This window comes from Leptolyngbya sp. Cla-17 (assembly GCF_016807185.1).
Classification (GTDB): domain Bacteria; phylum Cyanobacteriota; class Cyanobacteriia; order Leptolyngbyales; family Leptolyngbyaceae; genus ULC077BIN1.
Map to the genome: position 1 here is coordinate 401133 of NZ_JAEVYN010000003.1, position 12286 is coordinate 413418.

Sequence of the window (12286 nt, forward strand, 5' to 3'; positions counted from 1 at the left end):
TAAGGTTTAGAGTATGACGGAGTTTGACCGTATGAGGCGACGTGATTTTAACTGGCTTTATTTGATCGGTGCGATGACGCTCTGTATTCCGTGCAGCAGAGACGCGATCGCTCAATCAGCCTCAACCATACCGATACTAGACCAACCCAATCCCATGACTCAAGTGACATCTGTGAGTCAATTTTCAGATGTGCAACCGACGGATTGGGCGTTTGGTGCGCTGCAAGCTTTGGTGGAACGCTATGGTTGCATCGTTGGTTATCCAGACCGTAGCTATCGAGGCGATCGCGCTTTGACTCGGTATGAATTTGCAGCAGGAGTGAACGCCTGCCTGAATCGGATTTCAGAATTACTGGCAGCGAGTACAGTCAATCTGGTGACTAAAGACGATCGGTTGACCCTGCAAAAACTGCAAGAGGAATTTGCCGCAGAACTGGCAACCTTACGTGGTCGTGTCGATGCTTTGGAGATTCGCACTGCAACATTGGAGCGGAGTCAATTCTCGACAACGACCAGGCTAACAGGACAGGTAATTATTGCTGCCAACGAGGGCAGCTTTGGAAGCGATCGCATCATTGCGCCCAGAGGAGCCGTGATTACGGCATCGGATCCCAATGCAACCGTACTTTACCGCACCAGTTTCAATCTCAACACCAGCTTTCAGGGCAACGATCTCTTGCAAGTACGGCTGGTTACGGGCAGCGATCGCGCCACCGATAACACCGCTGGTTTTTTAGAACCCAATTTGGGCAGTGTGCTGGATTATTCGTTGCCAGGGACAGATGGGCAAATCAGTCTGGGACGTGCCTACTATACATTCACGCCTGTTAAAGATCTCAACGTGACGATCGGCTCTCTGCTCTCAGCCCTGGAGTTTGTTGACAAAAATCGCTACGCCAACACCAGTTTTCGCGACTTCTCAACCCAGGCACTCGTCAACAATTTTATTCTGGCACCCCGTCCGGTGGGTGCAGGTGCAGTATTGGATTGGAACCCTGGCAAAGGCGCATTCAAGCTGCGGGCGGTTTATGTTGCTGCCAGTGGGGCGGCGGATTTAGGCGAAAATCAACGGTTGACCGGCGGTGGCGGAGCAGAAGACGTTCGGCTATTTCCGACTGGCGGTGGTGGGGCGACGGGAGGTTTGTTTGGCGACCCCTATCAGGGCATCATTGAGTTGGAATACACCCCGATTCAATGGTTTACTGCTCGTTTGCTTTACAGTAGCGGCAGGTTATTTGGCAGTGACTTTGATGTTTTTGGGGCAAATGTTGAACTCGCGCTGAGCGATCGCGTGGGACTGTTTGGGCGGTATGGCAGTGCCAACTATCCCAACACGACATTAGGAGACATTAAACCGAAGTACTGGAGCGCTGGAGTAGTGCTGCAAGATTTATTTGTACGCGGCGCACTTGCCGGATTTGGCGTTGGTCAACCTTTTATTGAAGCGGCGGCGGGAAATGTAACTCAAACGAACTTTGAAGCGTTTTACAACTTTCCAATCAACGACAGAATTCAAGTTACGCCGCTGATTCAGGTGATTACCAATGCGGGGAATCGAAATGAAAACGGCACGATTATCACAGGGACTTTACGAACTGTTTTCAGTTTCTAAGGGAGATTGTAAAGTAGATTGTGTCAAAGGTCAGAAGTTGAGATCTAATGAAATGCAGGTCGCTTCAACGTTTTGCCAAATTCCTTATCTTCAAACCACTGCACGGATGCTAGCTCGTGCCCGTGGCGAATTAGCCATTGCTCAATTTTGGCTTTCTGTCTATCCGTTTTCTGGGTGCGAGAAGAGACCCGAAGATAGCACGCGATCGAGAGGGCCATGGTGGGGCGGGAAGAGGATGACAAATAGAGTACACTCTTTTTGGCGGTATTTTTCCTTTCAGTCAACGCTTGAAATTCCTGACCATTCAACAGACGAATTGGGATGAACCCTATTTGTCAGGGTGAGCTAAGGGAATTTGACTCAAAGTGCTAAATAGCGTTGAAGAATTTAGTGCAGAAGAATTCGGAAATTTACAGCTCAAGCAGAGGAGTGTGATCCCAATCGGAGTTCGCCAACAGTATCCGGTGGTTTTGTTTACGCTCGCGATCGCTCCTCCCAAACAAGCCTTTCAACCGATGACCAGAATTTGAATTTGGGGTTTGGGGAGCAGTGGAACGGTAAATGCACTTAAGCGTTCTCAAATCTCATCTGATAGTGCCCTAAAGCATTGCAAATAGAGCCTTTTAGTCTTTCGCTCTGTACCATAAACTAACGGCTACTACCGCTCATAATTAGAGGGACTCATCGTTGCATAAACGAACGTTTGTGCAATGATCCGAATCTAACCAGAAATATAGGCCTTGGCTGTTGCATAAACGTATTGCACTAGACAATCAATTGGCAACAGGTTTATGCAATCCAGTTTGTAGGTCACGCATAGCTTTTAACCTAGGATCAAGGCATTTGTGGTTAGGGCTGCTGGCTAAGGGTTTCTCTGACTGCAATAGAACTGGAGCCTTAAATACATTTACCGTTCCGTTGCTCCTCAGACCCCAATTACAATTCGACAGAATATTTAGTTGGTTCATAGCCTTTCCTCCTGATGTTTGAGGAATAGAGTGACAATTAGTTAGACAGTACTGATTCATGTTCAGGCTCTTTTCTGATTCTGTGCTGAAATCAGATTGCTTCAACACTATTGGCTGTCTAGTACTGAAGTTAACTTGAGAGGCAGCATCAACATCATGACTGGCGAATCCTCTCGTGACTGGTTCAAAAGCTGACTGATTGACATCAATCGAAGAGTTTGAGTTGTAAAAGTGAAGAACCAGACAGCAGATTGGGTTGATTGATTGCTGTAGCTATTTACAGGCGTGATTTAATGGAGCTTACTAAATAGTAGTTTGCATCCTCAAAACCAACTTTTCCAGTAAAGATAGCTATCTTAAGGTTAAACTTAATAGACTTGTTTATTCCAAAAATTGGAGGTTATCTTAGTATCTGTTGGGGAGGAATCTTCTACTTCGACGACACTGATGGCAACTATGATGCACCTCTAACTGAATGGAATAGTGGGATGTACTAGTTTCGTAAGAAATTAAAATTATTCCTAGAAACGCAGTAGCAACGCCACTTAGAAAGATAATGAGTGTCATCAGTGCTAACCAGTTGATGTTGGTGGTAACTGCTATCGCGATCACCAGCATATCCAACATAAATATCAGAATGGATAAATAGATTAGTAGGATGGCATCGTGAACGAAGTGATGATGTTTGAACAGATCAAGTAATAGAACCTCAAGTTCTGGTAGATGTTGTGTTTCGATGTCATCTTCATTGATATGAACACTCCGAAGTTTGATTATTTTCTGATTTACAGTGAGGATGCGATCGCCAATCGAGTTATATTGAATAATCAATCCATTGACAATCAACACACAGGCTGTGACCAGTACAACTGGAGCAATAATTAGACCGATTATCTTAGTGACTCCCTCGATCGAGTTCATACCACACTCCCTTTAGAGGACGTTTGTAAATCAGTGTTAAGCAGTTTCTTGTTTCCACCGTCTGCGATTATTGTCTAGTCGTCGCAGCATCAACCGAATCATGGCAATGTACACCATCCCTTGATGATTCTCGCTCAACCGTTCATAGTCTCGCGTGAGTCCTCGACAATTTTCGAGCCATGCCCAAGTCCGTTCTACAACCCATCGCTTTGGCTGGACTGAAAAGCCCTTTCCTGGATGTTCAACCACCTCCAACTCAACGCCATACACCACTGACAAATCAATTTCTAGATCTCCTCGATAGCCTTGGTCTGCCAGGATCTTCACGATTCGTTCGTAGGTTTCTATCACCCCAAACAGTACCCAAGGCGCTGCTTTGACATCCGCTTGGTTGGCAGCCCCCACATGACACTTGAGCACCATTCCTAAGACATCGACAACAATCGTTCGTTTTCGCCCTTTGATCTTTTTGAAGCCATCTACGCCAATGTGTTCCCCCCTTTTTCTCCCAATCTGACTGACTGGCTATCAATGATGCCCAAACTGGGTTCTCCTACTCGTCCTGCTGAGCGTCGGACCTGGTGGACTAAAGCCTGATTAATCGATTCCCATATCCCCAAACGCACCCACAATCGAAAGTAGCTATACACCGTTTGCCATGCTGGAAAATCCGCCGGCAGGTTGCGCCACTTCACTCCATTTTCAACCCGGTAGAAAATGGCATCTAACACCTGCCGTAAATCTACTTCCCGCAATCGTCCTACAGGTTTTCCTGTGGGTAACAAAGGCTCAATTCTGTGCCACTCGGCATCGGTTAAATCACTGCTGTAGGTTTTAAATGCTCCCATGCCTAACCTCACTCAACTCTGACTTTTTAGTACGCTTTTTAACCGGATTTCGTAAATACTTTCGCAATGCTTATTTACAAACACTCTCTTAGTAAATTCATGCGCGTAGCAACAAAACTGTTACTGATTGACATCTCTCAGTACAATTCTGCACACGGATAGAGGGCTTCTACACAAACTTACATTTAAGCAGAATAAGACTGGATAGAAGCCCTCCGTAATTGATAGTGTCTGCTACTACAAACCCATCTTCTTTAAAGCACTTTCACTACTAGATCTCAACCAGCTTGACTAGCTAGGGCAGCAACTCGTTGAATTGCCTCGACCTGAGTTGGATAACAGTGGATCACGGATGCTAAATCAGCCGGTGTCATCTTTTGCATGACTGCCAAGGTGAGTAGAGGTAGGGATTCACCTGCATGGGCGGCAACAAAAGTCGCCCCAACAATGATTCCCTTTTGTGTGTATAGAGCAATGAACCCATCTGCTTCCCCGTCGATCATTGCCCGCTCAACCTGCCCTAGTTCTAACCGATGGGTATCGATAGCAATTTCGCGCTCTGCCCCTGTTTGAGGAGTGAGTCCAACATGAGCGACCTCCGGATCGGTGTAGGTGCAGCGTGGGATGATCAGTTCTGATACCCGCTTTTCAGCTCCGTCGATCGCATTGGCAACCGCTAGTCCTGCTGTCGCGATCGCTGCATGGGTATACTTCTCTGGCAACGCCACATCACCAGCCGCATACACAGTTGGATTCGTGGTCTGTAGATAGTCATTGGTTTCGACTCCAGAGGCGTTGAACTTCACCCCAGCTACCTCTAAACCCATTCCGTCTACGTTGACCTTTCTACCAGTAGCAATTAGGAGTACGTCGTAGGCTAACTCCGTCCCGTTACTCAGGGTCAGTCGCTGCTGTTCACCATCTACCCTCGTCGCCTTTGTATTGAGGTGCAGCCGCACCCCTTCCGCTTGCAACTGCCTGGTTATCACCTCTGATGCCTCGACTGGCTCAGCTAATAGCAAGCGTTCTCCACTACCAATCAAATCGACCTCGCTGCCCAACCGACAAAATGCCTGAGCCAGTTCGCAGTTTACGGTACCAGCCCCAATACAGACCAGCCGTTGAGGAAGCTCAGACAACTCAAATACGGTTTCGTTCGTTAGATAATGCGCTGTGTCTAACCCTGGTAAATTGGGAACTGCGGGTTTGCTGCCTGAAGCAATGACGGCTTTCTTAAAGCGTAGCGTCTGTTCCTTGACTGCGATCGCATCAGAACTCACAAAGTGAGCATCGCCAAGAAACAGGTCAATCCCAGCCTCAGCCATAACCGACACTGCATCAAAGCTGCCGCTGAAGGCTCGCATCTCCCGAACTCGCGTCATGACTGAAGCAAAATTGACTTGGGGCACAGCACCGAGTGTGTAGCCAAATTTTTCGCCATCGCGTGCTTGATACACTGCCCTGGCAGCTCGGATGAGGGACTTGCTTGGGGTACAGCCAAAGTTAACGCAGGTGCCACCCATCAGGTTTCGCTCAACCACCGCGACGGTGTGACCTGCCTGAATCGCTGTCACCGCAGCCGTCAAACCAGCAGGGCCACCTCCAATCACCACTAAGTCGTATCGGTCTTTCGGTTGGGGCGATTGCCAATCGGTTGGGTGCCCTTGAGCGATCGTCTTGCGGTTGGGGGCATCGAAGGGAGCGATCGTTGCAGTAGACATAAATTACCTCGTTTGATGAGAGAAGGAAAAACTTGAGAACTAGAAGACGCATTGCGGCAATGCGTTAGATTTTCGGAAAGACATAAATCGGTATCGTTGTAATGAATTTATAGATTGCATTTGTACGCACAATGGGAATCCAGTCGTAGAGCACCATCTCTACGGGATGCCATAGCCCCACCCAACCAATGATCGTAAATCCCTCTCTAAAAACACTGCGAATGAATTCAGGGATAAACGACAGAAATTGAGCATTAAACAGGTTAGACAGCAAAAGACATACTGTCAGAAAAGTTAAGCCATTCAACAACGATCGCCAGCAAAATTGCCGCAGTAGCTGTAGCTTACATTCGTTGTTTTTGATGTTTAGGCGGCAGTATTGATTCATGGCTTTCAGAATCTCCTGTTCAAGATCTGGCTTGATTTGCTCAGCAGGCAATAGCAAGGTTAGGCGCATTTTACGGTTTAGAGACTGAGACTCTAATTGACGCAACAATCTTGTTAGAATAGATTCGCCCATAACCTCCAGTTCGTTATTCGAGAAGGGATTCATTTCTGGAGCATTAAAGAGATGATTAATACTGTTTAGCTCCATAACAATGTCAAACTTGTCTGAGCGATGCATAACGTGAAAAACTCATTAGTATTAATAAGGCGATTGCGATCGGTTTAGAAAAGGGAGTACTCCTTTTTGGTCGTGGTAGGGTGAGTCAAGATAGGGAAAGCTCAACGGCAAGTGATGAGGAGAATCGACGCGATCGGTTAATGGAGTGTTAGCAACGATCGTCATCATTATGTCAAAAACATCGTCATTGAGAGTGCGACCATTCAGCCCAGCAAAGCTAAAACTTGCGGCAGTACTGGGGCAATAAGTCAGGACATCGGGAAGCAAAAGATTTGCAATCTGTAAACCATAAGCTTGAGGATTTGCTGCTGTGCCAGCTATCTCTGTAGCTTTGGCAACAACGTTAGCAACCCGAGTCTGGAGGTTAGCTCGATCGTCTCTGGGATGAGTGCGGTTATCCTGTTCGCTCCATTCATCCTCTTGATTAAAGATTGGTTGCAGCAGTGGCATTCCCTGTCGATTTACCTGTTGCTGCGGGACATGTCCAAACAGCGAAACCGTCGTCCAAACTCGAATGACCTCTGTGTTCAGCTTATAATTTGGCACCTCCAGCACAATTCCTGAAACATTTCGGAGATCGAACCAATTCTGTGGCGGTTCAGAGGTGGGATGTTCGAGCCGATTTTCAGAGATTGCGCTGAGAAATTTTGCCAAACCTCCGGCATCTGCAAAGAAGGAATCAGCAGCAAGCCTAGCCCAAATTCGCCCTCCATTTGCAACGCTGATTACTTCGCCAGTCAATCCTTCAGCAATTAATTCTCCCATCGCACCATTGGAAGTTCTGGCAGTTTCGCCTTCGGCAACCCGTACCTGCATAAATTGCACATTGTTACCATTGGGGTTGCCGAAAGTGATGCGGTAACTGATGTCTTCAAGCACATCATTATTCAAATCGATGTTGAATTCGTACAAAGCATCATTTGGACGAAAGGTTATTGGTGAAGAGAGTCCAGCGTCCGGATTAACGGTCAAGATCAAAACAGTGGTATCTGAGTTCTCTCCCGGAAAAACGTAGAGATCGCTTAGGTCAACACGACCATCTTCACGGGCAGTCGGCGAATCAAAATGATGAGACATGACTATTTCTCAATGAATTACAGTTCGACTAACTACGATCAATCCTGAAATAGGCGAACTAAATTACTCTCAGTGGCATAACTGTTGATGTTTTGTAGCAACAACGCCAACTCTGAATGCCCAACAAATCAGTTGGCATCAACCTTCTCGTTAGGGTTCACGCCATCGGTAATCTACTGGTACCCAGTCATAGCCTTGATCTGCTGCCCGAAGGTGTCCAACGCCGGGAAAGGGTAAATGTGCGCCTGCTACCAAAATTCGGGATGCTTCCGCTCTTGCAAACTGTTTTTTGCGTTGTGCCGCAGCAGCAATGGCATCGACATCATAAGCAACTGTAATTTCTGGCTTGGGAAATTGCACCGAAGCAAAGTGAACAATATCGCCCCAAAACTCAATGCTCTCGCCCTTGCTTGCCGCCACATAGCAGCTATGACCAGGAGTGTGTCCGGGTGTGGGATGCGCGGTGATTCCCGGTAGAAGGGCTGTCTTGCCAGAAAACGATTTCACCTTGCCTGCATCTAAATAAGGTTTGACAGTTTTCGCGGCTTCGTCAAAGTACTTTTCAGCAACGTTGAATCGCGTGGCATTCGCTCGATCGAACCAGAAATCGACATCTGGCTTGGCGACATAAACTGTGGCGTTGGGAAATACCAGTTGACCTGCTTTGACCAGACCGCCGCTGTGATCGGTATGAATATGAGTCAGGAGGATTGCATCAACTTCGCTGGGAGCATAGCCTGCTGCCTTCAACGATGTCTGAAGCTTGCCGCCTAGCTTTGGACTAAAGAAGGTTCCGGCTCCTGTATCTACTAACACTTGTTGATCTCCAGTGTCAATCAGGAAGACATTAATCGATGCTTCAATAGGATTGGTTAGAAAGTTTTTCTGAAGCAGGCGATCGGTTTCTGTTGGGTTCGTATTCGACAGCAGCGTATGTAGATCCTGGGGGAGTGTGCCGTCGCTCAGGACTGTAATTGTGAAATCACCTAACTTGAATGGATAGACACCTGGCACTTGAGCAATCGCAATTTTGCCCAGTGATACCGTTGGAAAAAGACAAGAGGTCACAATCATTAGCACTGCGACTATAACAGCTATCATCAGTTTAGAAAACATATTAGAACCCTTTTAGTGGTAATTAAAACTGAATCCAAGCTGATTAAAAGATTAAAAATCTCTAACTTCGTCTACTCAAAACGTATAAAGTTTAAATGCCAGTTTCTTTCAGATTCTTAGGGCAGTTTGTCAGACTCTTGCGCTTCTCACTTGAAATTGAGCAATCGCCCTTCAGCGTTTGGAAACACTCGCCTGTCTGAACATCCCAAAGCTTAGTCGTTCTGTCCTGGCTACTGGTCGCTAGAATGCGTCCATCGGGGCTAAAACAAACTGAATAGATCCAACTTGAGTGTCCCTGCAAGATGTTGAGGCACTGACCACTCTGCACATCCCATATTCGTACTGAAAAATCAGAACTGCTGTTAGCTAGCGTCTTACCGTCTAGGCTGAAACAAACTGAAGTCATCCAATGGGGTGTCACTGTATTTTCATCAATTCCGCTAATCCCTAAATTCCACTTTTGCCACAGATTAATCTGCTGAGATTCTTGAGATTCTGAGGTTTCAGATCGAGAGGTCGGTCGGATATAATCATTCTTGCTCATCTCCAGTCCAAGGGACTGAAACACTGTTTGCAGTGAATATCGGTCTACGGGTTCTATGCAGCCCAATACTTTGGAGATAGTCCGTGAGGATAATTCTGTCCGTTCGCTTAATTCTTCCAACGTAAAGCGATCGCCAGCATTCTCTTCAAATTCCACCTGTGATTTTGAAGTTTGAAGTTTGTTCCATCCATACAGTGTCAGAATCACCCCTCGTTCGCGGCTGCGAGACGTAACTTGAGTTTGGTAGTCTCGTTCTACAAAGTCAGGTTTTGGCTGGTAGGATACAGGGGACTTTGGCATTTTCAGTGCGGCATTCGTCATTGATTCTCCCTCCTTTGTGCAGTCATAATTTGTTTACAAGCCTTGGCGATTATGAAAAATCCCCTGATTCAACAATTGCAGCCAGTAGTGGCTCAATTTCTAAAGCGTTGCGATATCGAGTGCCATTGATGAATAAAGCTGGAGCGTGGGTCACTCCGCTGCGTATTCCACTTTCGATATCTTGATTAATGCGATCGAGATACGTCCCTCTTGCAAGATCCCGCAGAAATTGAGGAACGTTAAGTCCTAAACGATCAGCGTACTCGGCAAGATAGCCATTCTCTAAAGCTTGTTGATGCTCCAGCAAGATTTCGTACATCTGCCAAAACTGACCTTGCGCTCCTGCTGCTTCTGTCGCTGCTGCTGCCTTTTGAGCTTGAGGATGGATGTGAGGTTGAGGAAAATGCCGGAATACAAAGCATAAAGAATCTCTCCCATATAGGGTCGCCTCAAGCTGGCGTTGAATTGCCTTAATTGAGGTATAAAGTTCACCACATTGAGAACATTGATAATCCCCATACTCAACGAGCACAACACGGGCATTCAATGATCCTTGCCGATGGTCTTGCTCAGAAGGGGGTACAACTAACTGATTGTGATCCGCTTCGCAGTTACCGCAAGGGTCGCTAGGTGCGTCATCAGGAATAACATTGCTCATTCTAAACCTTGAGGAAAAGAGGATTAATCGTGCAAGAAGCACGCTGAAATCTCTTTCCTTCATCCCGTATCATGTGTATGGCTTTAATGTACGGGACTCACTTAACGCTGTCGTCAATCCGTGGTTTGTATTTTAGGTAGCAAGACGATTGAGGATTAGTCAATTTGAAGCATTAGAACGAATCAAACTTTAGTTCGGCTTTAGATCAAACTCAGGTTTGATTGTCTACCTCCATAGACAAAATCCCTCGCTTCAGAGTAGTAGCTGGCTATGATTGTCAATCCAGGTTAGAAGTACTATTTGGGGTCACCTCAGAATACGGGAAAAATCGTACGCTAAGGACTTGTAAATGTAGGTGTTGTAAGCCTTTCAATCTTGCAATCAGGCATAATTACTGCGCAGCATAGGCAGGTGACCGCTGCATAGTCACGAAGAGAAGGAATCTTGTTCTTGAAAACCTACGTTTGTGAGAAGCAACCTGTCTTCGATTATTGGTTGGCAAACATAAGGGCATAGAGTTCTCAGAAATAGTTCTCGAAAAGCCTTTCTCGTTTCAATGCCATTGTCATGTGTTTCAAGAAGCTTTCCTTGATCCCTATCACCAAAAATTATGCTCAATAAAGCACTAAGCATCTGATATAACTGACAGCGAAATCAGATTTGCAAAAACCTTAACGTACGATTTTTTCCGTATTCTGAGGCGACCCCTTATCGGGGCGGTTTCCGAAGACCAAGAGGAATTGTCAGTCCTCTTATTAAAGCTGCTGGTGGGGAAACTTAGGTGTGAAATTTACAACTCTAAGAAACACTGAGCTCAGCTAATCGTCATTTATTTTTTCAGACTGATCCCCTCGCTGTTTAGGTTCCAAGCCCGGTTTTATGCAACTTGAATGCACATCAGCTTAACAACCGTATTGCAGCGGAACAACTAGTCTTCTTCGTTGAGTTGCAAAGGTGATTTGTATCCGCTGAATACGACCGTTAGACAGTATTTGTGGGTCATTTACATGATCAGAATTTGAGCTTTCTTATACCGCCCAGCAAAGTAAGCCATTGTATTTTAGTGACTAAACTAATTGCTATGAGCTAGGAAATTGATTTCCTAGCCGGAGGAGGTTGCAATTGAGATTGGTGCAAGATCTCAGATCACCTTGTCTAGAACCCGACCGTTCAGTTTGTAGTCGTCGTGACGACTGTATTATCCTTCAATTTGCCATCCTCCATATTCACAATCCGATCGGCAATATCCAAAATGCGATTGTCGTGCGTCACCAGCAAAATTGTGCAACCTTGCTCTTTCGCCAGCGTTTGCATGAGCGTCACCACATCCCGACCGGATTTGCTATCAAGGGCTGCCGTGGGTTCATCGGCTAAAACCAGTTTGGGATGACTCACCAGGGCACGAGCGATAGCTACGCGCTGTTTTTGTCCACCGGATAAATCATCAGGATAGTAATTGAGGCGCTCACCTAGTCCGACTTGTTCTAAAATTTCGGTCGAGCGAGTTTGCATTTCAGCGACCGAGAAATTAGGGTGTAGTTCGAGTCCCATTCTGACGTTCTGAAGGGTTGTCAGGCTGCTGTGCAGGTTATGTGCCTGAAAAATATATCCATGTTGGCGGCGAACGTGCGCTAATTGTTTGGCAGTTGCACCCAAGAGTTCTTGACCAAACACTTGTAAACGACCCGATTGAGCCGAACGCAATCCACCGACTAAGGTGAGCAGTGTGGTTTTACCAGAACCCGAAGGTCCAGTCATGATCACAATTTCGCCCTCGTTAATTTCAAGATCAATCCCAAACAGAACTTGTTTTTGTAGTTCACCTTGACCGAAATAGTGATCTAGCCCTTGAGCAGAAATTGCAATAGTCATACT

General features: G+C 46.3%; 12 protein-coding genes. 1 reads left to right on the top strand and 11 read right to left on the bottom strand.

Annotated features, from left to right (window positions below):
* Nucleotides 1-31 precede the first annotated feature (31 nt).
* Entirely contained in the window at nt 32-1612 is a 1581-nt protein-coding gene (locus JOY44_RS26540; protein ID WP_242541890.1) for an iron uptake porin, read from the top strand.
* A gap of 44 nt (nt 1613-1656) precedes the next feature.
* On the opposite strand, the gene JOY44_RS26545 is transcribed toward JOY44_RS26540, so the two are convergent.
* The 11 genes from JOY44_RS26545 to JOY44_RS26595 form a co-directional block, all read right to left on the bottom strand.
* On the bottom strand, nt 1657-1920 hold the full coding sequence (locus tag JOY44_RS26545) for a recombinase family protein (protein ID WP_171576550.1): 264 nt from the start codon (nt 1918-1920) through the stop codon (nt 1657-1659).
* 1065 nt (nt 1921-2985) lie between these two features.
* A complete protein-coding gene (locus tag JOY44_RS26550; RefSeq protein ID WP_171576552.1) occupies nt 2986-3501 on the bottom strand; it encodes a DUF2721 domain-containing protein in 516 nt (171 codons plus the stop codon).
* A 36-nt stretch (nt 3502-3537) separates the two neighbouring features.
* The gene (locus tag JOY44_RS26555) at nt 3538-4014 is read right to left on the bottom strand and encodes a transposase (protein WP_307822071.1); all 477 of its coding nucleotides are present in this window, start codon (nt 4012-4014) and stop codon (nt 3538-3540) included.
* Nucleotides 3981-4349, bottom strand: coding sequence for an IS5 family transposase (locus JOY44_RS26560; protein WP_171576553.1), 369 nt, complete (start codon nt 4347-4349; stop codon nt 3981-3983). Before JOY44_RS26560 ends, JOY44_RS26555 begins: the two co-directional genes overlap by 34 nt.
* Before the next feature lie 278 nt (nt 4350-4627).
* Complete coding sequence (locus JOY44_RS26565) at nt 4628-6070, bottom strand: FAD-dependent oxidoreductase (RefSeq protein WP_171576554.1); 1443 nt, start codon at nt 6068-6070, stop codon at nt 4628-4630.
* Nucleotides 6071-6134: 64 nt separating this feature from the next.
* Nucleotides 6135-6695: a hypothetical protein gene (locus JOY44_RS26570; RefSeq protein WP_171576555.1), complete on the bottom strand. Its 561-nt coding sequence runs from the start codon at nt 6693-6695 to the stop codon at nt 6135-6137.
* 21 nt (nt 6696-6716) lie between these two features.
* Nucleotides 6717-7772, bottom strand: coding sequence for a DUF4331 family protein (locus JOY44_RS26575; protein WP_171576556.1), 1056 nt, complete (start codon nt 7770-7772; stop codon nt 6717-6719).
* 150 nt (nt 7773-7922) lie between these two features.
* On the bottom strand, nt 7923-8846 hold the full coding sequence (locus tag JOY44_RS26580) for an MBL fold metallo-hydrolase (protein ID WP_242541891.1): 924 nt from the start codon (nt 8844-8846) through the stop codon (nt 7923-7925).
* A 133-nt stretch (nt 8847-8979) separates the two neighbouring features.
* Nucleotides 8980-9753: a WD40 repeat domain-containing protein gene (locus tag JOY44_RS26585; protein WP_171576558.1), complete on the bottom strand. Its 774-nt coding sequence runs from the start codon at nt 9751-9753 to the stop codon at nt 8980-8982.
* A gap of 49 nt (nt 9754-9802) precedes the next feature.
* Nucleotides 9803-10411, bottom strand: a complete 609-nt coding sequence (locus JOY44_RS26590) for a DsbA family protein (protein ID WP_171576559.1) — start codon at nt 10409-10411, stop codon at nt 9803-9805.
* 1170 nt (nt 10412-11581) lie between these two features.
* A complete protein-coding gene (locus JOY44_RS26595; RefSeq protein ID WP_171576560.1) occupies nt 11582-12283 on the bottom strand; it encodes a DevA family ABC transporter ATP-binding protein in 702 nt (233 codons plus the stop codon).
* Nucleotides 12284-12286 lie beyond the last annotated feature (3 nt).